The organism is Pseudomonas taeanensis MS-3 (assembly GCF_000498575.2).
Taxonomy (GTDB): domain Bacteria; phylum Pseudomonadota; class Gammaproteobacteria; order Pseudomonadales; family Pseudomonadaceae; genus Aquipseudomonas; species Aquipseudomonas taeanensis.
In genome coordinates this window covers 26,133-51,271 of sequence record NZ_AWSQ01000012.1, presented here as the reverse complement: position 1 = coordinate 51,271, position 25,139 = coordinate 26,133, and the positions used below count along the sequence as shown (strand labels likewise).

The 25,139-nt window shown below is 61.0% G+C and carries 20 protein-coding genes and 7 pseudogenes; 6 read left to right on the top strand and 21 right to left on the bottom strand.

Annotation, left to right across the window (positions count from 1 at the left end):
- Positions 1–4: 4 nt before the first annotated feature.
- From TMS3_RS24875 to TMS3_RS24055, 4 genes and pseudogenes are all read right to left on the bottom strand, one after another.
- A complete protein-coding gene (locus TMS3_RS24875) occupies positions 5–403 on the bottom strand; it encodes a 2Fe-2S iron-sulfur cluster-binding protein (protein WP_083491837.1) in 399 nt (132 codons plus the stop codon).
- A gap of 2 nt (positions 404–405) precedes the next feature.
- Positions 406–1,629 (bottom strand): NAD(P)/FAD-dependent oxidoreductase, encoded by a 1,224-nt coding sequence (locus TMS3_RS24065; protein WP_025167842.1) that lies wholly within the window; start codon positions 1,627–1,629, stop codon positions 406–408.
- A 198-nt stretch (positions 1,630–1,827) separates the two neighbouring features.
- Positions 1,828–2,967 (bottom strand): hypothetical protein, encoded by a 1,140-nt coding sequence (locus tag TMS3_RS24060; RefSeq protein WP_025167841.1) that lies wholly within the window; start codon positions 2,965–2,967, stop codon positions 1,828–1,830.
- 284 nt (positions 2,968–3,251) lie between these two features.
- Positions 3,252–4,191, bottom strand: a pseudogene (locus TMS3_RS24055) (IS1595 family transposase).
- Between the two features lie 174 nt (positions 4,192–4,365).
- Here TMS3_RS24055 and TMS3_RS24050 point away from each other — a divergent pair.
- A pseudogene (locus tag TMS3_RS24050) lies at positions 4,366–5,579 on the top strand (ISL3 family transposase).
- Between the two features lie 9 nt (positions 5,580–5,588).
- Here the strand turns inward: TMS3_RS24050 and TMS3_RS24045 are convergent.
- The 10 genes and pseudogenes from TMS3_RS24045 to TMS3_RS24000 all read right to left on the bottom strand — a co-directional run.
- Positions 5,589–5,870 (bottom strand): hypothetical protein, encoded by a 282-nt coding sequence (locus TMS3_RS24045; RefSeq protein ID WP_025167840.1) that lies wholly within the window; start codon positions 5,868–5,870, stop codon positions 5,589–5,591.
- Positions 5,871–6,011: 141 nt separating this feature from the next.
- Positions 6,012–6,452, bottom strand: coding sequence for a GlcG/HbpS family heme-binding protein (locus TMS3_RS24040; protein ID WP_025167839.1), 441 nt, complete (start codon positions 6,450–6,452; stop codon positions 6,012–6,014).
- 37 nt (positions 6,453–6,489) lie between these two features.
- Positions 6,490–6,681 carry a 2-hydroxymuconate tautomerase gene (locus TMS3_RS24035; RefSeq protein WP_025167838.1) on the bottom strand — a complete coding sequence of 64 codons (192 nt, stop codon included), beginning with the start codon at positions 6,679–6,681 and terminating at the stop codon, positions 6,490–6,492.
- 54 nt (positions 6,682–6,735) lie between these two features.
- Positions 6,736–7,530 carry a 2-oxo-3-hexenedioate decarboxylase gene (gene dmpH / locus TMS3_RS24030; RefSeq protein WP_025167837.1) on the bottom strand — a complete coding sequence of 265 codons (795 nt, stop codon included), beginning with the start codon at positions 7,528–7,530 and terminating at the stop codon, positions 6,736–6,738.
- Positions 7,527–8,476: pseudogene (locus TMS3_RS24025) on the bottom strand (4-hydroxy-2-oxovalerate aldolase). The gene dmpH and the pseudogene TMS3_RS24025 overlap by 4 nt, the downstream one beginning before the upstream one ends.
- Before the next feature lie 11 nt (positions 8,477–8,487).
- Entirely contained in the window at positions 8,488–9,411 is a 924-nt protein-coding gene (locus TMS3_RS24020; RefSeq protein ID WP_025167836.1) for an acetaldehyde dehydrogenase (acetylating), read from the bottom strand.
- A 19-nt stretch (positions 9,412–9,430) separates the two neighbouring features.
- Positions 9,431–10,216: a 2-oxopent-4-enoate hydratase gene (gene dmpE / locus TMS3_RS24015; RefSeq protein WP_025167835.1), complete on the bottom strand. Its 786-nt coding sequence runs from the start codon at positions 10,214–10,216 to the stop codon at positions 9,431–9,433.
- 13 nt (positions 10,217–10,229) lie between these two features.
- Complete coding sequence (locus tag TMS3_RS24010; protein ID WP_025167834.1) at positions 10,230–11,075, bottom strand: alpha/beta fold hydrolase; 846 nt, start codon at positions 11,073–11,075, stop codon at positions 10,230–10,232.
- Between the two features lie 11 nt (positions 11,076–11,086).
- Entirely contained in the window at positions 11,087–12,547 is a 1,461-nt protein-coding gene (locus TMS3_RS24005; protein WP_025167833.1) for a 2-hydroxymuconic semialdehyde dehydrogenase, read from the bottom strand.
- 36 nt (positions 12,548–12,583) lie between these two features.
- A pseudogene (locus TMS3_RS24000) lies at positions 12,584–12,907 on the bottom strand (catechol 2,3-dioxygenase); the annotation flags it as partial.
- Between the two features lie 705 nt (positions 12,908–13,612).
- On the opposite strand from TMS3_RS24000, the gene TMS3_RS23995 reads away from it, so the two are divergent.
- The 5 genes and pseudogenes from TMS3_RS23995 (at position 13,613) to TMS3_RS26170 (ending at position 17,741) form a co-directional block, all read left to right on the top strand.
- Positions 13,613–15,310, top strand: a complete 1,698-nt coding sequence (locus tag TMS3_RS23995; RefSeq protein WP_025167832.1) for a sigma-54-dependent Fis family transcriptional regulator — start codon at positions 13,613–13,615, stop codon at positions 15,308–15,310.
- A gap of 68 nt (positions 15,311–15,378) precedes the next feature.
- Positions 15,379–16,318: pseudogene (locus TMS3_RS23990) on the top strand (IS1595 family transposase).
- A gap of 261 nt (positions 16,319–16,579) precedes the next feature.
- A pseudogene (locus TMS3_RS24870) lies at positions 16,580–17,246 on the top strand (Tn3 family transposase); the annotation flags it as partial.
- 110 nt (positions 17,247–17,356) lie between these two features.
- Positions 17,357–17,567: pseudogene (locus TMS3_RS23980) on the top strand (IS21 family transposase); the annotation flags it as partial.
- A gap of 30 nt (positions 17,568–17,597) precedes the next feature.
- Positions 17,598–17,741 (top strand): sunset domain-containing protein, encoded by a 144-nt coding sequence (locus TMS3_RS26170; protein WP_456153991.1) that lies wholly within the window; start codon positions 17,598–17,600, stop codon positions 17,739–17,741.
- 16 nt (positions 17,742–17,757) lie between these two features.
- Here TMS3_RS26170 and TMS3_RS23975 read toward each other — a convergent pair whose 3' ends face one another.
- From TMS3_RS23975 to TMS3_RS23945, 7 genes are read right to left on the bottom strand one after another with little or no spacing between them, the layout of a single operon-like run.
- Entirely contained in the window at positions 17,758–18,393 is a 636-nt protein-coding gene (locus tag TMS3_RS23975) for a DsbA family protein (RefSeq protein ID WP_025167829.1), read from the bottom strand.
- Positions 18,390–18,686 carry a hypothetical protein gene (locus TMS3_RS23970; protein ID WP_025167828.1) on the bottom strand — a complete coding sequence of 99 codons (297 nt, stop codon included), beginning with the start codon at positions 18,684–18,686 and terminating at the stop codon, positions 18,390–18,392. The genes TMS3_RS23975 and TMS3_RS23970 overlap by 4 nt, the downstream gene beginning before the upstream one ends.
- Entirely contained in the window at positions 18,683–21,676 is a 2,994-nt protein-coding gene (locus tag TMS3_RS23965) for a conjugative transfer ATPase (protein ID WP_051394297.1), read from the bottom strand. Before TMS3_RS23965 ends, TMS3_RS23970 begins: the two co-directional genes overlap by 4 nt.
- Positions 21,676–22,119 (bottom strand): TIGR03751 family conjugal transfer lipoprotein, encoded by a 444-nt coding sequence (locus TMS3_RS23960; protein ID WP_025167875.1) that lies wholly within the window; start codon positions 22,117–22,119, stop codon positions 21,676–21,678. The genes TMS3_RS23965 and TMS3_RS23960 overlap by 1 nt, the downstream gene beginning before the upstream one ends.
- A complete protein-coding gene (locus TMS3_RS23955; RefSeq protein ID WP_025167826.1) occupies positions 22,097–23,590 on the bottom strand; it encodes a TIGR03752 family integrating conjugative element protein in 1,494 nt (497 codons plus the stop codon). The genes TMS3_RS23960 and TMS3_RS23955 overlap by 23 nt, the downstream gene beginning before the upstream one ends.
- The gene (locus TMS3_RS23950) at positions 23,580–24,482 is read right to left on the bottom strand and encodes a TIGR03749 family integrating conjugative element protein (RefSeq protein ID WP_025167825.1); all 903 of its coding nucleotides are present in this window, start codon (positions 24,480–24,482) and stop codon (positions 23,580–23,582) included. Before TMS3_RS23950 ends, TMS3_RS23955 begins: the two co-directional genes overlap by 11 nt.
- Positions 24,479–25,138, bottom strand: a complete 660-nt coding sequence (locus TMS3_RS23945; RefSeq protein WP_025167824.1) for a PFL_4703 family integrating conjugative element protein — start codon at positions 25,136–25,138, stop codon at positions 24,479–24,481. Before TMS3_RS23945 ends, TMS3_RS23950 begins: the two co-directional genes overlap by 4 nt.
- Between the last annotated feature and the right edge of the window lies 1 nt (position 25,139).

Here is a 25,139-nt window from a genome sequence, read left to right as displayed (position 1 = left end):
TTTTTCAAGGCGTTCTACCCTCACGTTCGTCACTAGCCCGCAAAATAAACGCCAAGGATGTATTAATTTTCTTAGATAGAATTTCGATGTCTAAGGCCGTGATTGGTGAAACTCTGCAAGCGAGGTAGACTTTCTGCTCTTCCTCCTCCACGGAAATATGTGTCCGGCTCATAGAGCCAAGTTTTCGAATCTCACCTCCTCGAACCTTGATCTTGCAAACACCACATCCTCCACCGAGACAACCGACCGGAATGCCCTTACATCCAAGGCGCAACATGCCTTGCAATACTGTTTCGTTTTCACGACAGAGATAATGAACATCACCTCCCGCAATGATTCTTACTAGGTGCTCGATTTGAAGCAGATCGTTAGGTTCGGCATCTGATTTGTGTATTCCTGGCATGACTATCGCCCTGACTTAAGCAGTTCCCGAACACTGACTTCAGCGTTGGAAAGCGATACTGGGCACACCCTAATCTCGGACATCACCATGCGGCTCAAACCAATGAAATCTTTACTCGCGTTGATCGCTACCGCAGCAAGGGCTTTCCCATCAAGCAATCGGACTAAAAAGGCAGATTGTCCTGAATTCAGTTCACCGCGCCAAACGTAGTCGCCTGGCCCTTGGATATCCCCAATCATCTGTATGCGTTGGCTGGCGATCTCGGTCCAAGAAGTAGCAACCTGAGGCGCGGGATGGCGCTCTCCCAACATAGCCAGGGAGGCCGTTTCTGCCTGTTGTTGAGTGTTGATAAATGTCTCAAGCGAGCGCCGCCCGCCGTGCTTTAGCGGCCACGCAGCTACGTCACCTGCAGCGTAAATTCCATCGCATGATGTGTGGCCACAGGCGTCCACTACGACACCTGTTTCGCAAACAACTCCAGCGGTACTCAGCAATATGTCGTCCGGCACTCCACCAATACTCGAAAGGATCATGTCGGCAGAAAGCTCTCGACCATCGGACAACATCACCGAGCGAACACACTGTTCACCATGAATTACTTCAACTTGCGCCTGCAGCTCAATCCGAACCCCCATGGCCTGGAGTTGTTCACGGCACCAGGCCCCGACTTGCCGGCCCAGAACACGCGTCAGCAGTTCATCTGCGCACTCAACGATGGTGACATCAAGCCCAGCTTTGCGCGCGGTGGTCGCAACCTCACAACCAATTAGACCACCACCAATGATCACGAGGGAGCGCCCTGCTTCAAATGCCTTCAACAAAGATACGCAGTCTTTTACGTCACGAAGCCTATGTACCCCCTCCAAGTGTCCGCCTGCTACGGGCAACGTGCGCGGCCGAATACCCGTGGCAAACAGCAGGCGGTCAAAGCTCAATACCAATCCGGACTGAAGGGTTACACGACGCTTTTTGGCATCAATGGCGACCGCCCCGTCGCCCAAGTGCAGATCTATCTTTTCATTCTCATACCATGTTGCATCCATTAATTTTGGAGGCGCTTCAATTTTTCGCCCGAGCATGTCTTTTGATAGAGAGGGGCGGTCATAGGGCAGATAGTTTTCGTTAGCCACCATATGAATACGCCCACTGTAGCCTTTACCCCGCAGAGTTCTTGCAGTGGTTGCCCCTGCCAGACCGCCTCCAATTATCACGACATCATTAATCATCTAGACTTTTCTCACATTAAAGATTTGATTTTCTTCTTCCTCGTGCACCAGACTTTGCTGCAGTAGCATAGTGGCACGATTGAATACTTGAATATGCACATGACCGTATAGCTAATCCCCACTGCCTTCTCGAAACTTCTGCGTGTGTAGCCTTTTAATAAAAGCATTACTTAATGTCAGCGTCGTTGTTAGTGTATTTCATTTAATCAGTGGCATTTTCCTAGAGTTAGGCTTTCTGCTTATAGCAACTTCGAGACAGTTAGTTAGGTCTAAAAAACGCACCTCTGTAGCCATGCACACTGAAGGTTTAACATTTAAAGCGCTGGGAACGATCTCGCCGAGCTCGGCGATCCGTGTCGGTAGGTCCCGCCCTAACGGTTCTTGCAGTAGAAACCAAATTGGAGATTGCGGTGCCGTTGAACTCTTAAGCGCGCGGCGAATCACGCTGGAGGCTATGCCCATAAACATGAGCCCACTGATGCAATAGGCGGTGTACGGCACCTCGAACGATCTCAGGTCGTCGCTGTGCTTCAGCCTATTGATCTGCTTGATGCAAGCCGGCCAACGTGGTTCAGAATAGTTCCCCTTGATCATGGGGATCTTCGGCTTCGACAGCAGCAGCGGCACGCAGCTCAACACCGAGAAGATTATGGTGGTCACCCACAGCGTAGCGTAGAGGCCGGACTCAGTATTCGGCGCGATTGAGCCTATGGCGATTATCGCCAACCCGATGGCACCCCAGGCAATGCCCAGCTTGCCTGGACGGAGCAGGCTATCGAAGGTGTCACTTGCCGCCAGGTTGTCGTTGCAAAATAGATCGCAGCTCTCGATCTCGCCCCCGATCACTAGTACCTTAACGCCGCCGAAAGTGCCGTTGATGCTGCTGTGCAGCCAGAGGTACGAGTTCGCGTGCTGCAGGTTGGAGAAATCAATGTGGACCTTGAGCACCAAAATGCGCATCGAGAGCAATAGCGCTAGTAAGGCGATAACCAGCAGCACACGGCCATGAACGCCATTGGCGAACAATTGGTCGCGGTTAGGGATGAAATTGAAGATTGGTGTAGCCGACGGAGCGCCCCGGAGCTGACATCTATTAGCGTCGACTGTGTGACAGATGAAGCTGATTGGGGCGTCATCATTGCTGGCAAGTAGAATCACACGCGCATCGATGACCATGGCCTGATACAAATCGTTGCGCCGACTGGCCTGCTGAGTCTCAACTCCAGAAGAGTCAAGGGCGGCCTCCCAGCCTCCAAGCGATATTGATCCAGCCGTTCCGCGCAAGGCGTTGACACCGAGAGCGCAACCACTCAGTGGGGTAGCGAGGGAATGCAGCATTGCAGGTCACCACTAGTATTTTGTTCTTATTGAGCCATGGCATAGACTTAGCAATCGCTGTGCCATAGCATGTTCCGAGCTGTATCTAGTGGATAAGCAATTGATTATTAATAAGTTTTTAAAAAAAACGGCGCGAGGAGTAATCTCGGCGTGCCGTTGGAAGTTGAGCAAATCCTCAAATCGCGCAGAGGCAGTTGTCGATTTGATCAAGCCAGTGGCCGGCGCAATCCCGCCGCACGCAGCTATCGGCGAATCATTTTGGCTTTGTTCGCGTTTGTCGTGGGTTACCCCAGCGCATGCCGAATCCACGCCTCTGGGCCGATGTCTTTGCCTGCACGCTCCAGCAATCGCCGCCAACCCAGGTAATTTGGCAAATATCGGGTGGCGACGCCGTTGAAGCGGCGCATCCACTGCTTCAAGCGCGAGTCGTAGGCATTCACATGCTGGATATGAAAGACGCGTTGCTTGACCCTCGTGCCCTGCGCCAGGTTCAACGATTCATGCGGGATGGCTTCGGCCTTGGCGACGGCGCGATAGACGCCTGCACCATTGGTGCATAACACCGACTCGGAGCTCCACGGCTGTGAGAGCAGGCTCCCGAGCGTCTGCTTATCCACCTTGGGCAGGACAGCATCGTAATGTTTGCCTTGCCGATCCTGGGCGACGAGTACCGGTATTTGCTCGGCCGACAGGCCACGCTTCTGGGCTTTCCCGCCACGATGTCGAGCTGGGCGTGGCAGTTTGCGCTTGCCCTTGAATGACTCCAGGAAGTAGGTCTCGTCAGCTTCGACGATATTCGACAGCTCGGTGTCGTTTTCGCTGGCAGAAAGTGCCAGCATCCGGTGGCGCCAGCGAAAGGAGGTGGTGCGATGCACGCCGGCCTCCTGAGCGGCCTTGCGCACACTGAGGCCATTGACCATCGCTTGAGCGTAAATCAACCAAGCATCGCTACGCTTGAGTCGGGCCAACGGCGTTCCGGTCGCCGCATTGAATGTCTTATGGCAACTCGTGCAGCGATAGCGCTGCAGCCCCGTTGCCCCACCCGTGGACATACCCGGAGTGGCAATGCGAGCAGGCCAACACCTCGCAGGCGCGCTGATTCGCAACCTCGACAGTCAGGGATGTGCGAGGCGGTTGATTCAACGCCTGTCGGACCTAAGCGCGCTGCTTTACGGTCAGACTGGCGACTTGAGAAAACCATGACTGGAATGCCTTGCTCTCCATCATGCGCCCCTCCCGCTGGCTGTACTGACTTCAGTCTAGCCAACCCACGATGAACGCGAACAGAGCCTAAATAAGGGTTCTTCGAGGGATCGTGGGAAAGAGAGGATTGACAGTCAGGGACGCAGGTAAATTGGCAGTCGCCAAACACACCAACCCCTGCACCCTGATATCACCATGAATCCTATTGATCTTGCCACTTTCTGGCCAGGCTACGCGGTCGTAGCCAGCAGCCAACACGCCGAAAACACCCTGACGCTCATCCTGGAGCCACTTGCCTCCGAACTACCGCGCTGTGGGCGCTGTCTTGAACCAATCCCCCTGATCCATGATCGGCGTGTCCGCGATGTCCGTGATCGCGATCTGTTTGATCAGCGTGTCCAACTGCAGGTGCCTGTCCGCCGCGTGGACTGCCTGAGCTGTGGTCGCGTTCCCGAGCGGGTCGACTGGTTGGAACCCGCCTCACGTCTGACGCAGAGGCTGCGCGCATGGGTCTAAGCGCTGCTGCAGATGCTGCCGATGCTGCAGATGCTGCAGATGCTGCCGATCAGCCATGTCAGCCGACTCACCGGGCTGCACTGGCACACGATCAAGGCCATCGACAAGCGCCGCCTGGAAGCCAGCGTGGGCGACTTCGATCCAGGCAATGTCCGGCGTTTGGTGATGATTTTGCTTTGCACAAGGGCCACCGCTACGCCACGGTCATCATGGATGCCGAGCGCACTCGGGTACTGTGGGTCGGCAAGGGCAACAGCCGTGAGGCCATACGCCCTTTCTTCGAGTTGCTGGGCGAGCGTTGCCGGCAACTCGAAGCGGTGGCGATGGACATGAACACCGCCTTCGACCTGGAAGTGAAACAGCACTGCCCTCAGGCCGAAGTGGTGTACGACCTGTTCCATGTCGTGGCCCGTTATGGTCGCGACGTGATTGACCGCATCCGGGTCGACCAGGCCAACGCGCTGAGCCATGACAAGCCCGCCCGCAAAGTGGTCAAGCAGAGTCGTTGGCTGCTCCTGCGTAACCGGGACAACCTCAAGGATGAGCAGGCGGTGCAGCTGCAGGAGCTACTGGCCGCCAATCAGCCGCTGGCCACTGTTTACGTGCTCAAGGACGCCCTGAAAGAGATCTGGTATGCCCCCAGCGTGCGTGAAGGCTGGCAACGCTGGAGGACCTGGTTACGCCATGCGCGGGACAGTGATCTGGCACCGCTACAGCGCTTCGCCCGAAACCTCAGGCGCTACGCCCGAGGCATCCTCGCCAGCGCCCGCTTCCACATGCATACCAGCCTGCTGGAAGGGGTGAACAACCGCATGGCCTATGGCTTCAGGGACTCGGACTACTTCTTCCTGAAAATCAAGGCCGCCTTCCCCGGGAAAGCGCGATGGACCTAAATAATTGCCTTACAGGACTAATGTCCTAATTTTTTCCTTATCTCGGCATATCCCCACCTTGAGCTCCTTGCTCCAACGGGCACCGAAGAGCTTCAACCGGGGCAGCGTGAAATGGAAGTCGGCGGCGCCCCTCTGGCGGGGCTGCACGCTGCACTCCTCGACCTGGGTGTTGAGCATCGCTACCGCCTCGTCCATGTCACGGGACCTGAGCCATGGGCGCATGGCGAAAGGCAAGGCGCGATGGACCGGGTTAGAGGACGTGTCGTTGGCAAAGGGGATCGGACTGGTCATGGGATCGCTTCCTGGGCCTGCCTCGTTATGCCGTCTGGCAGTTCGGGGGACCCTGTCTTGTTGTCATCGGAGGTAAGTTGGCAGACAGACGTCTGCCTGCCCACAGGACACCTGCAGTAGCGCCGCAGAAACATGGCAGGTTCAGTCGATTGTTGTATAACCAGGCTCGCGGAGCGCCCGCAGCCCCGACTCGGCGCAGGCCTCGTCCTGCTCCTCGCTGGCTCCGGAAACGCCAATGCCGCCGATGCATTCACCATCGAGCAGGATCGGCAGGCCGCCGCCGAACACCACCAGCCGCTCGCGTCTTGGCAGGCCGATGCGCAGGCGCGGGTTGTCACCCAGCACTTCGAGCCAGTCGCGAGTGGAAAAGCCGAAGCTCGCCGCAGTATAGGCCTTGTCCTCGGCGATACCCTGCGAATGCAGGAAGGCGCCGTTCATGCGTAGATAGGCCAGCGGCAGGCCGGCGCGGTCCACCACGCTGACGTGGATGCGCACGCCAAGCTCCTCGGCATGGGCCACGGCGGCGCGGGCGACGGCAGAGGCGGCTTCCCAGTGCAGCGAGCGCTCGGTCATGGTTTTCATGCGCCGGGCACCCGGGGTTGTGCTGGGGCAAGTGGGTTCATCGGCCGAGGGCCTTGGCGCTTTCGCCGCCGATGCCGAAGTGGTTGCTCGGCATCTCGGTGATGATGACCCGTACCCGTTCGATCGGCGCGTCCAGCGAGCGCGACATGGCCTCGCTGACTTCGCGGATCAGGGTTTCCTTCTGCTCGTCGCTGCGACCTTCGAGGATGTACAACTGGGCGATGGGCATGGCCTCGTCCTCCAACAATAGGGGCGGCCGACCGTGCAGGTCGGCCGCGGGGGTTCAGATAAAGCGCGCGGACACCGAGCCGAGGCCCTGGTAGCGCACGCAGATGTTGTCGCCCGGTACCACTGGCACGGCGGCGGTGATGCCGCCGGTCATGATGAAGGTGCCGGCCGGGATGTGTTCGCCGCGCTCGGCCAGCAGGTTGGCCAGCATCGCCACGCTGGACAGCGGATGGCCGAGCACCGCGGCGCCGGCACCGAGTTCCACCACTTCGCCGTTCTTCTCCATGACCACGCCGAGGGTGCGCAGGTCGACCTCCTCCAGGCTGGCCATGCGTCCGCCGGTGATGAAGCGGGTCGAGGAGGCGTTGTCGGCGACCACGCTGATCAGGTCGAACTTGAAGTTCTCGTAGCGCGAGTCGATCACCTCGACGGTGGGGATTACGTAGTCGATCGCCGCGATCACGTCACCGAGGTGGCAGCCCGGGCCGTGCAGCGGCGCCTTGGTCACCACCGAGATTTCCGCCTCGATCTTCGGGTGGATCAGCTGGGAGCAATCCACCACGCCGCCGTCCGGCACGCTGAAGTAGTCGGCGAGGAAGCCGTAGATCGGCGTTTCCACGCCCATCTGCGCCATCTTCGCCCAGGAGGTCAGGCCCATCTTCAGGCCGACGATCTTGTTGCCGCGGGCCTCCTTGCGCCGGCGGATTTCCCACTGCACGTCGTAGGCATCGGCGAAGGTCATCTCGGGGAAGTCGTTGGTCACCTTGCCGATGTCGTGGACATTCAGCTCGGCGTTTTCGATGTGCTCGGCCAGGGCCAGCACCTGTTCGCGGGTCAGGGTACGGTTCATGCGCTCACCTTCTGCTGCTGACGGGCCCGGGCCATGTCCAGGGCCAGGTCTTCGATCATGTCTTCCTGGCCACCGACGGTGCCGCGCCGGCCCAGTTCGACCAGGATGTCGCGGGCCGACACGCCGTATTGCTTCTCGGCGCGCTGGGCGAACAGCAGGAACGAGCTGTACACCCCGGCGTAGCCCAGGGTCAGGGCGTCGCGGTCGACGCGGATCGGCTGATCCATCATCGGCACCACCAGGTCCTCGGCGACGTCCATGATCTTGTACAGGTCGATGCCGGTTTCCACGCCCATGCGCTTGCACACCGCGACGAACACCTCCAGCGGGGTGTTGCCGGCACCGGCGCCGAGGCCGGCGACCGAGCCGTCGATGCGCGCGGCACCGGCCTCGATGGCGGCCAGCGAGTTGGCGATGGCCATGCCCATGTTGTGGTGACCGTGGAAGCCGACCTCGGTGNNGCGCCGTAGCTTTCCATCAGCCTGGCCTGCTCGAGGACTTTCTCGGCGCTGATCATGTGCGCCATCATCAGGAAGCCGACGGTGTCGACGCCGAGCTTGCGCGCCATGCCGATGTGCTGCTCGGAGACGTCCGCCTCGGTGCAGTGGGTGGCCACGCGGATGGTCGAGACGCCGCAATCCAGGGCCATGCGCAGGTGCTCGACGGTACCGATGCCAGGCAGCAGCAGGGCCGAGACCTTGGCCTGCTTGAGCTGCGGGATCACCGCGCGCAGGTACTCCTCGTCGCTGTGCGCCGGGAAGCCGTAGTTGATCGAACGGCCGCCGAGGCCGTCACCGTGGGTGATCTCGATCAGCGGCATGCCGGCGGCGTCGAGGCCGGTGGCGACCGCGACCATCTGCTCCAGGCTGATCTGGTGGCGCTTGGCGTGCATGCCGTCGCGCAGGCTCATGTCGTGCAGGATGACGCTCTTGCCGTGCAAATTCATGGTGCTACTCCTCAGGCCAGCGCGATGTCGCGACGCGGCAGTTGAATGGTGCCGGCGGCGATTTCCTCGGCGAACATCTCGCCGGTGCGCAGCGCGGCGGCGGTCATGATGTCGAGGTTGCCGGCGTACTTGGGCAGGTAGTCGCCCAGGCCTTCGACTTCCATGAAGATCGACACGCGGTTGCCGTCGAACACCGGGCCGTTCTTCAGGCGGTAGCCGGGCACGTATTTCTGCACCTCGGCGATCATCGCGTGAACCGAGGCGGTGATCGCGGCCTGGTCCGGCTCGCTGTCGGTCAGGCAGTGGATGGTGTCGCGCATCATCAGCGGCGGTTCGGCCGGGTTGATGACGATGATCGCCTTGCCTTCCCTGGCGCCGCCGACCTGCTCGATGGCGCCGGCGGTGGTGCGGGTGAACTCGTCGATGTTCTTGCGCGTGCCCGGACCGACCGAGCGCGAGGAGACGGTGGCGACGATCTCGGCGTAGGCCACCGGCTGCACACGGGACACCGCGGCGACCATGGGGATGGTGGCCTGGCCGCCGCAGGTGACCATGTTGACGTTCATTTCCAGGCGGCCGACGTGCTGCTTGAGGTTGACCGGCGGCACGCAGTAGGGGCCGATGGCCGCCGGGGTCAGGTCGACCATCAGCACGCCGAGCGCGTTGAGCTTGCGGCTGTTCTCGGCATGCACATAGGCCGAGGTGGCGTCGAAGGCGATGCGGATGTCGTCGTCCAGCACGTGCGGCAGCAGGCCGTCGACGCCATCAAAGGTGGTCTTCATGCCGAATTCGCGGGCGCGCTTGAGGCCGTCGGAGTTGGGGTCGATACCGACCATCCACACCGGCTCGATCCACTCGGAACGGAGCATCTTCATCACCAGATCGGTACCGATATTGCCGGGGCCAATGATGGCCGCCTTGAGTTTCTTGCTCATGGGTGTGTCCTCTGTTCGATCAGGTGAAGCGCACCGAGGCGCTGCCGATGCCGCCGATTTCGACGCGCATGAAGTCGCCGGCCTTGACCGGCTCCAGGGGTACCAGCGAGCCGGAGAGGATCACTTCACCGGCCTTCAGCGGGATGCCGAAACGACCCAGGGTGTTGGCCAGCCAGGCCACGCAGTTGACCGGCGAACCCAGGGCCGCGGCGCCGGCGCCGGTGCTGAGCAGCTGGCCGTTCTTCTCCACCAGCATGCCGCAGGTGACCAGGTCGACCTGACGAGGCGACACCGCCGTGTCGCCGAGCACGAACAGGCCGCAGGAGGCGTTGTCCGCCACGGTGTCCTCGATCTTGATTTTCCAGTCGCGGATGCGCGAGTCGACGATCTCGAAACAGGGCATCACGCACTCGGTGGCGGCCAGCACATCGGCGTTGGTCACGCCGGGGCCGATCAGGTCCTTCTTGAGGATGAAGGCGATCTCGCCCTCGGCCTTGGGCTGCATCAGCCGCTGGCTGATCGGCACGGCCTCGCCGCTGTTGAACACCATGGCGTCGGTCAGGTAACCGAAGTCCGGCTGATACACGCCCAGCATGTTCTGCACCGCCTTGCTGGTGACGCCGATCTTCTTGCCGATGATCTTCTCGCCGGCGGCCAACCGGCGTTCGAGCATGCGCAGGGAGATGTGGTAGGCGTCGTCGATGCTGATGGCGAAACCGCGTTCGGTCAGCGGCGCGATCGCCTCGCGGTTGAGCATCGCCTGGTACAGCTCGTCGCCGAGCTCGTTGATCAATATCTGGTCCATGCTTGTCTCTCTCTCAGGAAAGGGGGGCGGCCTCGGCGAGGAAATCCTCGACCAGGCGGGCGAAACGGCCGGCGTGTTCGATCTGGGTCCAGTGGCCGCAGTGGCCATAGACGTGCAGCTGGGCGTTGGGGATCAGCTCGGCCAAGGCCTGCGAGGCGGACAGTGGGATCACTCGATCCTCGCGGCCATGGATGACCAGAGCCTCGTGGGGCAGGGTGCTGATCTGTTTCGGATCGCTGGCCAGGCCGTCGACCCAGCGCTGGCGCGGGGCCGGGAACATGGCGGCGAAGGACTCCTGGAAGCCCGGGCGGATGCTGGCCTGGTAACGCAGCTCTGCCAGCTCGTCATTGACTAGATTGCGGTCATAGGCGAACACATCGAGCAGGCGGCGCATCTCTTCAAATGAAGGGTTGTAACCCCAGACTGCATCCAGCCCCTCTGTGATGGGGAAGGTCACGCCGACGCTACCCATCAGCACCAGCCGGCGCACCCGCTCGGGGTGACGGATGGCCAGGGCCAGCGCCAGGCCGCCACCGAACGAATTGCCGACGATGTCGGCCTGGGCGATGCCGAGCGCGTCGAGCACGCCGATGGCATGCTCGACCCAGCGGGCCTGGTTGTAGCGGGCATCGGCCGGGCGCTCACTGAAACCAAAGCCGAGCATATCCGGGGCGAGCACCCGACGGTTCTGGGCCAGCTGCGGGATTATCCCACGCCAGTTGGCCCAGGCAGTGACGCCGGGGCCGGAGCCGTGAATCAGCAGCACCGGGAAACCTCCACCCTGGTCATGCAGGTTGGTACGGTAGCCGGCAGCGATAATCTCTCGACCGATTTCCGGACTTTGCTCAGGTGCGTTCATGGTTGGATCCTTTAGAGTTTGATGCAGACGTTTTTAAGCTCGGTGTAAAACTCCAGCGAGTGCACACCCCCTTCGCGGCCAATCCCGGATTGCTTGCTGCCGCCGAAGGCGGTGCGCAGGTCACGCAGGAACCAGCTGTTGACCCAGACGATGCCGGCCTCGATCTGCCCGGCGACGCGGTGGGCGCGCGAACTGTTCTCGGTCCAGATCGCCGACGCCAGGCCATAGGGCAGGCTGTTGGCCAGTTCGATGGCCTCCTCTTCGCTGTCGAACGGGCGGATATGACAGCAGGGACCGAAAATTTCCTCGGTGACCACCGCCGAATCGTCGGCCAGGCCGGTCCAGATGGTCGGCTGCACCCAGGCGCCGCCGGCCAGGTGCGCCGGCATGTCCGGCACGCCGCCGCCGGTGATGACGCTGGCGCCGTCGTCGAGCGCCTGCTGGTAGTAGCTGAGGACTTTTTCTCGGTGCTTGAGGCTGACCAGCGGGCCGAAGTTGCTGCTGGCGTCGTCCGGCGGCCCGATCACCAGGTTCTCGGCACCGGCCTTGAGGCGGGCGACGAACTCGTCGAAGATCGGCCGCTCGACGTAGACCCGCTCGGTGCCCAGGCAAACCTGGCCACAGTTGGCGAAGGCCGAGCGCAGGGTGCCCTCGATGGCCTTGTCCATATCGCAGTCGGCGAAGACGATGCCGGCGTTCTTACCGCCCAGTTCCAGCGAGACCTGGCGCACGCCCTTGGCCGCGGCGCGCATGATGGTTTCGCCGGTGCCGGTCTCGCCGGTGAAGGTGTAGGCGTCGACATCCGCGTGCTCGGTGAGGAAGGCCCCGGCCGAATCGCCGCCGAAACCGTGCACCACGTTGTACACGCCTGCCGGTACGCCGGCGGCCTGCATCACCTCGCCGAGCAGGTTGGCGGTCAGCGGGGTTTCTTCGGATGGCTTGACCACCACGCAGTTGCCGCAGGCCAGCGCCGGGCCGACTTTCCAGGTCATCAGCAGCAGCGGCAGGTTCCACGGGCTGATCACCCCGATCACCCCCTTGGGCCGGCGTACGCCGTAGTTGAGCGCACCGGCGCCGTCCGGGGTGGCCATCTCGAAGGCTTCGTTGGCGACATTCTTCAGCAGGTCGGCGAACACCTTGAAGTTGGCCGCCCCGCGCGGGATGTCGATGTGGCTGGCCAGGGATTTCGGCTTGCCGGTGTCGAGGCATTCGGCCTCGAGAAACTCGTCGAAGCGCGCGGTGATGCCATCGGCCACGCGATGCAGGATCTCCGCGCGCTCGACCACTGTCATCTTGCCCCAGGGGCCCTTGAGTGCGGCGCGGGCGGCCTTGACCGCCGCATCGACCTCGGCGCGGCCGGCCTCGTGGACGCGGCCGATCACCTGGCCGTTGGCCGGGTTGATGTCCTCGAAGGTGCGGCCGCTGGCCGAACCGACGAACTCGCCGTTGATGTAGTGCTTGATTTCTTTCATTGCGCAGTCTCGCGGTCTAACAGTCGAAGGGGCCGCTCAGGTCAGCACGGTGAGGAAACGTTCGTTGAGCTGGCGGTCGTGGTAGAAGATCGCCTTGCCCAGTTGGTCGGTGGTCCAGGAGATGGTCTTGCCGTGGGTCAGGCCATGGCGGGTCCGGCCGATGTCGATCGAGTTATTGGTCATGCTGATCAGGTTGGCGGCGAGCAGCGCGTTGTCCCAGGTGTCGAGGAAGAACGACCCGTGATGCAGTTTGCCCTTCTTCGGGTGGTGGATGAACGCCACGTCGTGAGCCTTCATGCTCAGGGTGAGGAACTGGGAGATGCGGTTCCCCAACGAGTCGAGCACCTTGAAACCAATGAAGTCCATGCCAGCCTCGTCGTCCATGACCCAGTCCCTGAAGTACAGAGGACCGCTATCAACTTCGAACGGGGCGAGCAGCTCGACGTAGCATACGTCTTGATCTCTATGCTTAATTTGACCGTACCTTGTTGTTTTTTGGGGTATCCATTGCCAAGCAGGCGCTGCTGTCGCGCCAGCTTCCTGCGTTCAGGGACATGCGCAAACCGGCTTAGCCGAAACGCCTATGGCTTTGTCCATATCACGGTCGCGGCCATCCCGACATCCACGCGCTCGATCCGGTTGTGGCGGCAGAGCGCATCGTGGGCGTCAAGGGGAAGCACCAGCTCGATGAAGTGCATCCCAGGCGAGTTGCACACACGGCTATCGCCATCATCAAGCTGCGCTGAATCCCGAGATGCTTAAAGCAAGGGCTATGCCAGTCCTACTGGAAAAGTCGCATACGAAACTAAGTAGCTGAAAAATATACAGTTATTTTTTGTCGAGAACATACGGCGATGGGCTGTAGGGCCTCTGGGCAGGCCTGCAGAGGTGGGCGGCAATTGATTAATTGGTTAATCTTGGAGAGGGTATTGCGCAAATGCTTAAGTATTTGATTGCAGATCCTGCGGTAAAAGCATTTTATTTTGCCAAGCAAGTCATCACTGCCTCGATCCTCTGGCGCGAGGCTGGTGGATTATCCATACAAGAAAAATACAAGGGCGACCAATGCCACTTAAATACAAACCCGAGATGCAACATGCGGATCTGCAAGACCTTAGCAGCCAGATCCGTTTCGTCACCCCCGAAGGCAAGATCTGGCTCGGCGAGCAGCGCATGCTGCTGATGCAGCTGTCTTCGCTGGCCAGCTTCCGCCGTGAGATGATTAGCCTTATTGGCGTCGAGCGGGCCAAGGGCTTTTTCCTGCGTCTGGGCTACCAGTCCGGCCTGAAGGATGCCGAACTGGCGCGCAAGCTGCGGCCCGACAGCAGCGAGCCGGAAATCTTCTTGGCTGGCCCGCAATTGTATGCGCTCAAGGGGTTGGTCAAAGTGCGCTTGTTGGAAATGGATATCGACGTCCAAGACGGACGCTTTAACGTAGAAGCTGAATGGATTAACTCCTTTGAGGTGGAGATCTGCCAGACTGAGCTGGGCCTGATGGATGAGCCCGCCTGCTGGACCGTGCTAGGCTACGCCTGCGGCTATAGCTCGGCATTCATGGGCCGCGAAATTATTTTTCAGGAGGTCAGTTGCCGCGGGTGCGGCGACGAAAAGTGCCGGATCATCGGCAAGACCGCTGAGGAATGGGTAGACACCAGCAGCTTCCAGGCCTACTTCAAGAGTGACCCGATCACCGAGGAGTTCTACGAGCTACAGACTCAGGTGGCCAACCTGCGCAGCCGCCTGCAGAAGTACGACGGCCAGTACTACGGCATCGGTCAGTCGCCGGCCTACAGGCGCATATGCCAGACCATCGACAAGGCGGCGCGCGGCAAGGTTTCGGTGTTGCTGCTGGGGGAGACCGGAGTGGGCAAGGAAGTGATTGCGCGCAGCGTGCACCTGCGCAGCGAGCGTGCCGAGCAACCCTTCGTGGCGATCAACTGCGCGGCGATTCCACCGGACCTGATCGAATCCGAGCTGTTCGGCGTCGACAAAGGGGCCTACACCGGCGCGGCCAGCACGCGCGCCGGACGTTTCGAGCGGGCCAACGGAGGCACTATCTTTCTCGACGAGGTTATTGAGCTGACGCCGCGGGCTCAGGCCACCTTGCTGCGGGTGTTGCAGGAAGGCGAGCTGGAGCGGGTCGGCGGCGACCGCACGCGCAAGATCGACGTGCGGGTGATCGCCGCCACCAACGAGAACCTGGAAGAGGCGGTCAAGGCGGGGCGTTTTCGCGCAGACCTGTTCTTCCGGCTGAACGTCTTCCCGGTGCATATCCCGCCGCTGCGCGAGCGCATGGAGGACATCCCGCTGCTGGCCGAGCATTTTCTAAGAAAGCACCATAAGGAATACGGCAAGAAGACTCTCGGCCTGTCTGATCGAGCGCTGGAAGCCTGCCTGCACTACCAGTGGCCGGGCAATATCCGCGAGCTGGAGAACGCCCTCGAGCGCGGGGTGATTCTCACCGAGAGCAACGAGAGTATCAGTGTTGAGGCGCTGTTCCCTGGCCTGGCGACGGCGACCGGCGGCGACCAGCTGTCCAGCGAAGGCGAACTGGTGGAGCAGCCACCCGCTAACGGTGAGGGCTGGCTCAATCAGATTCTTGACCAAGGCGTCAGCCTGGAGGGCGTCGAGGCTGGCCTGATGCGCGAGGCGATGAACCGCAGCGGGCAGAACATCTCGCAGGCGGCGCGGCTGCTTGGACTGACCCGGCCGGCGCTGGCCTACCGACTGAAGAAGCACGATCCCAGCCTATTTGAAAAATGATGGCTCTGTTCGCGTTCATCGTGGGTTGGCTAGACTGAAGTCAGTACAGCCAGCGGGAGGGGCGCATGATGGAGAGCAAGGCATTCCAGTCATGGTTTTCTCAAGTCGCCAGTCTGACCGTAAAGCAGCGCGCTTAGGTCCGACAGGCGTTGAATCAACCGCCTCGCACATCCCTGACTGTCGAGGTTGCGAATCAGCGCGCCTGCGAGGTGTTGGCCTGCTCGCATTGCCACTCCGGGTATGTCCACGGGTGGGGCAACGGGGCTGCAGCGCTATCGCTGCACGAGTTGCCATAAGACATTCAATGCGGCGACCGGAACGCCGTTGGCCCGACTCAAGCGTAGCGATGCTTGGTTGATTTACGCTCAAGCGATGGTCAATGGCCTCAGTGTGCGCAAGGCCGCTCAGGAGGCCGGCGTGCATCGCACCACCTCCTTTCGCTGGCGCCACCGGATGCTGGCACTTTCTGCCAGCGAAAACGACACCGAGCTGTCGAATATCGTCGAAGCTGACGAGACCTACTTCCTGGAGTCATTCAAGGGCAAGCGCAAACTGCCACGCCCAGCTCGACATCGTGGCGGGAAAGCCCAGAAGCGTGGCCTGTCGGCCGAGCAAATACCGGTACTCGTCGCCCAGGATCGGCAAGGCAAACATTACGATGCTGTCCTGCCCAAGGTGGATAAGCAGACGCTCGGGAGCCTGCTCTCACAGCCGTGGAGCTCCGAGTCGGTGTTATGCACCAATGGTGCAGGCGTCTATCGCGCCGTCGCCAAGGCCGAAGCCATCCCGCATGAATCGTTGAACCTGGCGCAGGGCACGAGGGTCAAGCAACGCGTCTTTCATATCCAGCATGTGAATGCCTACGACTCGCGCTTGAAGCAGTGGATGCGCCGCTTCAACGGCGTCGCCACCCGATATTTGCCAAATTACCTGGGTTGGCGGCGATTGCTGGAGCGTGCAGGCAAAGACATCGGCCCAGAGGCGTGGATTCGGCATGCGCTGGGGTAACCCACGACAAACGCGAACAAAGCCTTATTTAAAAGGTTATTCGACAGGCCTTGGTTTGCCGATCATCCACTGTCTGGCTAGCCGTCTACGCTGATGCTTTTGCCTTGTTTGGGGGATGTGTTCAATGGCCTCGGTGGAAAGGACAGCCTACCCGCTCTTGCCCAGTCGGCTGCCAGCCAAGGAGCTTCATCGAAGCTATTCCCTGTCTGACTCCGAGATTGAATGGGTAAACAACACCGCCAAGAGTCCAGCGCTATCGATCGGGCCCGGGGCCACCTGGCCGAGATGTTCATCCGGCGGATTTCTACGATTCACAAACGCGCCAAGGAAGAGTTGGAACAGATCCAGGCTCGACAACGCCAGAAACTGGAGCAGCTCGCGGCTACCCTGGATGGCATGGTGCAGATTCTGGTTCAAGAGCCGGATGATCAGGAGGCTGGCAGCCTGATTCGGGATTACCTCTCGCCCGATGGCAACCTAGATCGGTTGCGCGAGACTTGTGCCGAAGTCCAAGCGACGGGGGGCAACAACTACCTGCCGCTGATCTGGAAGCACTTCAAGTCCCATCGCTCGCTGTTATTCCGTCTCAGCCACTTCTCCAACTGGAACCCACGACTCAGGATCGCTCACTGATCCAGGCGCTTCAGCTCATCCAGGACAGCGAAAAGGATTGATGAGCATGTCGACTTATCCTTTGCTTCAGAGCGCTGGGTCAAGATCGTACAGCCCTGCCTCTGAAGGACCGCCGACCAACCGGCGCTATCTAGAAGTTTGCGTATTCTCCTACCTGGCCAGCGAGCTTCGCTCGGGCGATATATGAGTGCTGGGTTCGAAATCTTTCGCCGACTACCGCAAGCAGTTGCTGCCCTGGGACGAATGTCTCCAGCAACTACCTGCCTACTGCGAGAAAGTGGTGTTGCCGCTGACCGAAAACTGACCCAGTAGAGGCTGTTCAGCCGATCGAAAACTGACCCAGATGTTCAACTGCTTCTGCTCAATTTTTGAGCAGGAGAACACAGGGTGATCAGTATGGAAATGATGGGCAAAATCCGTCGGCTGTATTTTCGCGACAAGCTGTCGCTGCATGAGATAACCAAGCGCACCGGGTTGGCGCGCAACACGATCCGCAAGTGGGTCAGGGCACCGGAGGCCAAGCAGCCGGTGTACCAACGCCATGCGGTCTTAAACAAACTCAGTGAGTTTAACGCAACGCTGGAGCAGGCGCTGAAAGCCGACTCGCTGCGTCCCGACTCAACAGGATCTAGCCGGTGCGCCGGTTATCGGCAACCGCAACAGCAGGGTCTACCACCTACCGAAGGGTTGTCCGAGCTACAACCAGGTTGGCGAGCGCAATCAGGTGGCATTTAACTCCGCAGCAGAGGCCGAAGCTGCGGGGGTCCGCCAGGCCGGCAACTGCCGGTAAAAGCCTCCTGGCTCGCTTAGGGACCACGTGCGGATTGAATCGTTAGCCAGTCGATCGTGGACAGCAAGGTAGGGCCATCGGCCGGCCCTTCCAGCTTCACGGACTTGCCAGTGGTGCTGTCGGTCACCAGCAGGGTAGGGGTAGCGTTGATGCCCTTGCTGGCGGCTTCCTGAATCTGTATTTCAATGTGCTGTGCGACTGCAAAATTCTTGTTCGCACAGTCCTCCAGGTCTCGCCTATCGACGCCTGTCACATCGAGATTGTCACGAAAGCCCTGGCCGTTGCTGTGGGTACGCTGAAAGACCTGGTCCACTGCACTCCAGAATGCATCGGCGCCACCAAGCACGCCGGCGCACTCCACGAGGCGTGCCTGGTGAATCGCCGCGGGGCCATGAAATTGCAGTGGCAGGTGGTGCCACTGCAGGTTCACATCGGGTTGCTGGCTCACCCAGCGCTTGAGCTCCGGGGTGTAGGCCTTGCAGTAGGGGCATTCAAGGTCAGCGAACTCCGTAATGGTCCAGCGAGCGGAAGCTGAGCCGAAGAGCCAGGGGGCTGGTTCCCGAGATGAGCCCACCAGGTCCTTGAGCAGAATGCCTCCCACCACTAGGGGCGCGAGGCAAATCACTGTCAGCAAAACAGTGAGCCGCTTCATGCCAGGGCCTTGTTCGCGTTGGCCGAGATCAGATCCTGCTTGTGCAGGGCCTCCAACAGTGCCTGCTGGGCTGCCTCTGGTTGTGGATGCTGGCGTAACCACTCTCCGAGGGCGCCACGAAGTTGGGCATCGATGTCGCGGCGATCCACCGCCCGTTCCGATATCTGTTGCAGTTGCTCGATCAATATCGGAGCGCAGACCTCAAGGGTCTGCAGAGCATCTTCCCCGGGTTTTTGAAGGAGCTGGGTCAGGCTTTCGATCAGGTTCTGGGTCAGGGAATTCAGTGCTCTCATACCGGGCGCTCCACTGCCTTCGATTGTTTCGGGAAAGTGATGGTGTGGGGTTCGATGCCGCGTTTGCGATCAAGGTCGGCGGCGACCTCGAGCGCCGCAGCCAGCTCGTCGCAGCCCTTGGCTTGCATGATGTCGAAGCGTTGCTTCTTCTCCTCAGGCTCGGTCATGGCGAGCGCGAGATAAAGACTTGGCGGGACCACGCGAAAGAGCATCTCCATGCTCTTTGACAGCACAACGCCTTCGGTGAATTTGCCGTTCTCCTTGCGCGCCGACAGCATCATCGACTTCTGTGCCGGAGAGAGTTCGCGGAAGCGGGCGATTTTCTCGACCTCGTCCGGCGGCATATTCAAGCAGATCCACCATTCGATCATGTTCAGTAGCGCGGAGGCTTCCGGCGGCACGTCGTCCACGTTCTGGGTCGCCATCCAGAACCAGGCACCGAGTTTTCTCCACATCTTGGTGATCTTCACCGAGTAAGGCGACAGCAGCGGAACCTTCAGTTGGATGTGGCCTTCGTCGGTGAAGAAGATTAGCGGCCGGCCTTTGAACTGATCGCGTTCGGCGATGTTGTTGACGCTGTTCAGTAACGAGATATAAGAGATCGCCATCTGGGCGCTGTAGCCCTCTCGGGCGTAGGTGGCCAGGTCGACGATGGTGATGTCCGCTTCCGGCCAGGGTGTCCCTGGGCGGTTGAACATCTCACCTTCGGCACCCATGCAGAACATCGACATGGCTTCGGCCATTTCCAGGAACCGGTTGCGCCGGCTCTCCGGGATGCCGGCGTCCATACCTGCATCCCGCAAAGCGTCCCGGACGTCCTCGGGGAGCACGATGCGCTGCTCGGTGGCGCACTTCTTCGCCGCGTCGAGGATGCACTGGCGAATGGCGCTACGGTCGGCACGGGTGAGTCGCTGGTCCTCCTTGTCCTCGCCACCGGTGATCATGAGCCGGGCGGTGATCTCCATCTCGCCCAGGATGTCGCGCTGCTCGTCCTCGGTCTGGCTGGCCAGGTGCTCGTCGGAGGCCTCGACATCATCGGCCTGCAGGACCTTCACTTCATTGGGCGATTCGACGAGTTTTACGGCATCGGCGAATGGTGCCAGGCTGACGCCTGTGCCGGGCGACAGGCGCACCCGATTTACGCTCAAACCGAGGCGCTTGGCGAACTCGCCGAGCAGGCCGAAACTGTTGCCCGCTTCGACGATGAACAGGCGTGGACGATAGACCGCGACGATCTGGCTGAGGATGTTGGTCGCGGAGGCCGACTTGCCCGAACCGGTGGGGCCGAAGATGAACAGGTGCGCATTCATCTGACGGTCGAGTTTGTTCAGCGGATCGAAAGTCAGCGGAGCGCCGCTGCGGTTGAACAGGGTGATGCCGGGGTGCCCGGTTCCCGTCGAACGCCCCCACACCGGGGCGAGGTTCGCAATGTGCTGCGCGAACATCAGTTGGACGTACCAGTCCAGGGCGCGTTTCTGGTTAGGATCAAAGTTGCCGGGAAGCCAGCGCAGGTAGCTGTTCAGCGGCGCCACTTCGTTTTGTGGTTCCACTGGGGTCATGCCGGCGCCCAGTAACGCATTGCTAAGCTGGAGGCTGCGCTCCTGGAGCTCAACATGATCCTTGCCGCGCAGGTAAAAGGCGACGCTGCCGCGATAGAGTTTGTGTTTTCGACCCAGCAGCTGTCGCGCGGTCGTGACGTCCTCCCGGGTCAGGATGGAGGCCTGAGTGTCGCCAACAGCCTTACGAGACAGCTGCTCCAGGTGGCTTTCCAAGGTGTCCTGCGGCGTCATCACCAGCGTGATGCAGAGCGTGGTGTCCTCCGGTAACTGGTCGAACAAGGCGTTGAGGGCATCGCCTCCCTTACGGGTTTCACCGGTAAGGTGCCCGGTTTTCGGCGCTTCCCGCAGGCGATCGAGCATCACGACACGATGAGGCAGGCCGTCGAAGTACCAAAGACCTTTGTCTATGTCCGATACCGGCTCGCGGTAACACAGGTTCTGCGAGAAGTCGGTCCCGCTGGCGAGCGGCAGTTCACCTTCAGGCAGGTCAGTGGCAGCCTGGCAGACGGTTTCATAGAAGCGACGCATATCCGCTTCGGTGGGGCCGAGATGATCCGGCCGCGGGTTGAACCAACGGATCAGCCAATGGCGGATGGCGTGGCCGTCCATGCGCTTGGCTTTGATGCCGGCATTGGCCAGGCTGCCCAGCAGGCGATCACAGATGACCTTGAGATACGGGCCAGGCTCCTGGCCGCGTACTTCGCGATCGGCCTTTCTGACCCGTCGGTAAACGACCAGGCGGACGCGACGCTGCTGCCCTCTCCAGGGTAGCTGGCTCACCTTGGTGTCCTCGAACAGCCCGCCGGGCTTGGAGATCGCTTCAAGGTGCTGTTTGAACAGCTTGAGATAGAGCTCCGTGAACGGGGCTCCCTGGGCACGGGACTGGACGTAGTCGTTCAGCTGCTGCAGATAGTTGTCCCAGCTGATTTCGTCCTGGGCATACAGCTGCACGACCCAAGGAGATGTCTCCAGCTCGTCGAAGGAATCCTGCAGGGCGTTTTCCAAGGCGTCACGGACTTTACGAAGCCACTCGGGATCACGGCCTTCCGTGCCGATCGGCGTGAGCTCGAAGAAGGCCGCACGCGAAATACCGTCCTCAAGCAGCATCGCCTTTTCCGAAGGGAGGTAGTCCACCCAGGGGAGAAGGTCCACAAACGAGGGGGCGACGTCGTACAGGCGCGCTACATCCGCCTGGGTTGCCGGCTTCTGCTTGGGGTTGCGCCAGTCCGTTGGCGAGGGAATCCCCAGGCTGGCCAGTCGTTCGAAATACCGCTCAGTTGCCGCCTCGACAGACTCGGTAGCAGTGGCGCCGTCCTGGAGAAGCGACTCACCCGCCGCGATGCCGGCGGCGACCTCGATCTCGGCGGCCTGCAGGTCTGGCTCGACCCGGCGCGCTCCCTTGTGCCCGAGTAAATGTTCGATAAGGCCCATCAGTAGTCCTCCGTCCGCTCGCCAGGCATCGCGTACTGCACGCGCTGGTAGAAGGGAAATACGGTCGTGTACCCAGGCACGGGGGCTGGGTCAGTTCCAGCCAGGTGCGGGTACACATACATGACCAGGTCGGGATTCGGTAGCCGCTTGAACTGGCTGTAGATCTCGTTCTGGGCAGTGCGCGTAAAGGCTGCGTTGTCGTTCCGCATGGCCGTCTGCTGCGGATCCAGGGGCCGGCGCAGGGTTTGCCTGGCATCGAGCAGCAGCCGGCTGCTTGCACTGCCGGCTGACCCGGTTGTGCCTTGGTCCCACACATCCATCATCGTGGCGTCACCATGGGGCAACATCTCGTCCTTGCTGGTGGAGCAACCCGAGGCGAGCAGCGCGATCGTCAGCCAGGCGCAGGCCTGCAGCCTGCGATCAGTCAAGGTGTGCAGAAACATGGGTAGCTCCAGCGCTGTAGTCGACCTTGCGGCCTTTGAGTTCGTAGTCGATCGCCAGCTGCTGATCGAGGTGAACGGAAACCTTCACCCCGGGCTGGACGTAGACGGCTGCGAAGGCTTCGCCGTATAGCTTGTTCATCCATTGGCGAATGTCGTTCACGCCTCCGGTCAGGATGGTGCCGAGGGCCGAGTTGCCCTGAGTTCCGGTGGTGCCGAAGGAGGTTCCATTGCCACTGAAGACGGTGGAAGTGTTGTTCTCGTCCGCATCGAGCAGTTTTGCGATGCCGGCGCCGGCCGCGGTAATCAGACTCTGATTGCCCAGGTACTCCTTGGCGTTCGAGCGCCGATCACCGGCGATGCACGGAATGCCATAGGGGTCGCTGATCCACCCTAGGCCACCCTGAATGGTCTGCTGGTTGCCGTTGCTGCTGGCCTGATTGTCGTTCTGACCTCCATTGCTCTCCTCGGCGGGAGCCGGAAAGCTGCGGACGGTGCCGTCGTTGAAGACGAAGGTGAGGCTGCGGATCTGGCCGCGCACGCAAGACAGCGTCCAGTCGCCCGAGGCCGTGCCGCTGGCCACGGCGCCGGCGACGTCCGGCAGGTCGATGCCGTTGGCCGTCAGGTTGTCGGGGCCGATCAGGATCTTGAATGGATAGGGGTCGTTCACCGTGCCATCGACCGGGACGCGGCCGATGAGTGCGGACATGGCTATGGAGCCCATGAGCGTCGAGTTCTGAGGCAAGGTGTAGACCTTGCGCACCTGCTTGCGCGCGTCCTGGGGCGAGATCTCACCGCCGATACTCTGCGCGCTGGTATTCAGTACGTTCTGGCCGCGATCGAGCGACGGGCCAAATGAGGTCGGGAAGTTGAATCCACTGGGCGCCAGGCTGGAGCCAGCCGCGATCGGCTGGCCATTGGCATCGACGGGGGTGGCGTCCTGCGGCTCGATCCAGACGATGTCCGGGCCGGGGGCTCCTTGGAAGCCTTGGCCATCTCCGGGCTGAACGCCAAAACCGATCGGAAGATCGCTGCCGGCGCTGCCGTGACCTTGCCTGCCCAGCGTGTCGAGCTGCTTCTGCAGCATGTCGAGCACGCCCTGGCTCTGTTCCTTCGACTTCTGTTCCAGCTGTTGCTGGGCGTGGTTCAGGCGCTGCGCGACGTTCTGGTCGATGTTCTGCAGACGGGTCTGCAGCTCCTGGTTCTGCCGTTCCAACTCTTCGTTGTTGGTCAATGCCTGGGTGACTTGGTCCTTCAGCTGGCGGCTCTCCGCCACGATGGTGCGCAATGTGTCGCTTGGCGTATCGCCGTCCACGCCCAGTGCTCGCGCCTGGCTGCCGGAAATCTTCGGCTTACCGCCGCCATCGGTTATTGCCAGGTCTTCATTCGTTTCGGAAAAGACCTTCACGATGACGATAGCCGCAAGGATCAGAAACGGGATCGCCAAGAACTTGAGGAGAGGATTACCTTTCACGACGGCCTCCCTTCGGGTCGATTTGGCCGACGGAGGCAGGAAGCAGTGACTCGGCTAGGCCTCGGCCCTGGGTAACCAGGTACACCGTGGAGGTATCGCTGGCATCGCCTTGGGCGCCCAGGTAGGGATGCTGGAAGGTGGCGGCAACGAAGTTGCCCATTAGGTCACGCGGGTCCAGTGTCAATTGCTGCACGCTGGTATTGCGCAGTTTCACCGCCGTTACCCAGAACCCATCCAGCCGCCAGGCCCCCAGTACGGAGGCCTCGATGGGTAGCGTGGGCAGCAGGGTGCTGACGTCCAGGCGGCGGTTGATGTTCACCTGGCCGATACCCTCAACCGGTTCGACAGTACGCAGCGGGGCGTAGAGCATCTGGGCGGCATAGCGAGTGAGAACCACCGGCACTGGCGTTTCACGTCGTGCGGCCGGCTGCTCCTCGAACTCCTGGTCGCCATCCTCTGTTGTGGCGGCGGTTGGGCGTGTAGCAGCCTGCTTCGGCGCTGACGTCTGCTGGCCATAGCGGGCAGCTGGATTGTCGCCGGCGACAATCTTTACTGGTTCTGGCGCTGGCTGGTTCGCTTGCCCTGGGGTGGCGGCAATGTCGACCAGCATGATCTCGCCGCTGGTCATGTTCTGCAGCTGCAGGCGGGTTGGCTCGATCGGCTCATTAGCAAGAAGGTACAGTGCGCCTCCCGTGCTCTGTACGCGCAGCTTCCCCTCCAGATTCCGGGGCACGCCGACCCGTACATTCTGGTCGACGAAGACGATGCGCTCCTGGCCTACCACCAGCGGAAGGGCGAGCGGGATCCGCTCCCACCGCTGAATCTCAACCGCGTCGGCATACGCGGCCAACGCAGCGAGGAGGGCACAGGCGTATCGCAGCGTGCGCTTCATCGACGGCCCCCGGACTCTGCGACGTCGTCGGTGGAGACCTCAATTCGTTGTGGGTTGCCGTCGTAGCAGTCCCACTGCAGCCCGAACGGGTTCTTCTCTGGGTCCACGTCCGAGCGGATGATCCGAAGCGGATAGCGGGCGAGCGCGCGCTTCACTCGCTCACCACCGTAGTGCTCGTCCGCGGTGATGTCGAGATTCACGGTCCAGTCATTGATGGATTTCTGGATGATGTGCTGCTCTTGCTGGTCGTCTACTCCCCGGCCTGGTATCTCGTACACGCCCCGTTCGCGTTTGCGCAACTCGCCGGCGTTGCGACGCAGCTCGAAGTCCTTCTGCAGGTACGTTTTGCAGCTGGAGGTGAGATAGGCGTCCAGGCGGTAGATGTTGTCCTGGTAGTCGGTCTCGCCATCGGTCGGCCAGCGGTTCATCTGCTGGAAGATGTAAAGACCGAAGGCGTACACCGACTCCGGGGGGATGTCCCACCACTTTCGTGTGCTTCCAGAGCGCAGGTCTGGCGGAACATGAACCGTCAGTTCTCGTGGTGCGGACCACCAGCCATAGGCCAGGGCAAGACACACCACGGCCATTAGGCCCAGGCCGATGCGCAGACTGACGATGTGGGCGTATTGGGCATCCACTTTCTTGCGATAACTCATG

Coding starts and splice junctions, on each gene's coding strand:
- TMS3_RS24875 (WP_083491837.1), bottom strand. CDS start 403: ATGCCAGGAATACACAAATCAGATGCCGAACCTAACGATCTGCTTCAA.
- TMS3_RS24065 (WP_025167842.1), bottom strand. CDS start 1,629: ATGATTAATGATGTCGTGATAATTGGAGGCGGTCTGGCAGGGGCAACC.
- TMS3_RS24060 (WP_025167841.1), bottom strand. CDS start 2,967: ATGCTGCATTCCCTCGCTACCCCACTGAGTGGTTGCGCTCTCGGTGTC.
- TMS3_RS24045 (WP_025167840.1), bottom strand. CDS start 5,870: ATGACCAGTCCGATCCCCTTTGCCAACGACACGTCCTCTAACCCGGTC.
- TMS3_RS24040 (WP_025167839.1), bottom strand. CDS start 6,452: ATGAAAACCATGACCGAGCGCTCGCTGCACTGGGAAGCCGCCTCTGCC.
- TMS3_RS24035 (WP_025167838.1), bottom strand. CDS start 6,681: ATGCCCATCGCCCAGTTGTACATCCTCGAAGGTCGCAGCGACGAGCAG.
- dmpH (WP_025167837.1), bottom strand. CDS start 7,530: ATGAACCGTACCCTGACCCGCGAACAGGTGCTGGCCCTGGCCGAGCAC.
- TMS3_RS24020 (WP_025167836.1), bottom strand. CDS start 9,411: ATGAGCAAGAAACTCAAGGCGGCCATCATTGGCCCCGGCAATATCGGT.
- dmpE (WP_025167835.1), bottom strand. CDS start 10,216: ATGGACCAGATATTGATCAACGAGCTCGGCGACGAGCTGTACCAGGCG.
- TMS3_RS24010 (WP_025167834.1), bottom strand. CDS start 11,075: ATGAACGCACCTGAGCAAAGTCCGGAAATCGGTCGAGAGATTATCGCT.
- TMS3_RS24005 (WP_025167833.1), bottom strand. CDS start 12,547: ATGAAAGAAATCAAGCACTACATCAACGGCGAGTTCGTCGGTTCGGCC.
- TMS3_RS23995 (WP_025167832.1), top strand. CDS start 13,613: ATGCCACTTAAATACAAACCCGAGATGCAACATGCGGATCTGCAAGAC.
- TMS3_RS23975 (WP_025167829.1), bottom strand. CDS start 18,393: ATGAAGCGGCTCACTGTTTTGCTGACAGTGATTTGCCTCGCGCCCCTA.
- TMS3_RS23970 (WP_025167828.1), bottom strand. CDS start 18,686: ATGAGAGCACTGAATTCCCTGACCCAGAACCTGATCGAAAGCCTGACC.
- TMS3_RS23965 (WP_051394297.1), bottom strand. CDS start 21,676: ATGGGCCTTATCGAACATTTACTCGGGCACAAGGGAGCGCGCCGGGTC.
- TMS3_RS23960 (WP_025167875.1), bottom strand. CDS start 22,119: ATGTTTCTGCACACCTTGACTGATCGCAGGCTGCAGGCCTGCGCCTGG.
- TMS3_RS23950 (WP_025167825.1), bottom strand. CDS start 24,482: ATGAAGCGCACGCTGCGATACGCCTGTGCCCTCCTCGCTGCGTTGGCC.
- TMS3_RS23945 (WP_025167824.1), bottom strand. CDS start 25,138: ATGAGTTATCGCAAGAAAGTGGATGCCCAATACGCCCACATCGTCAGT.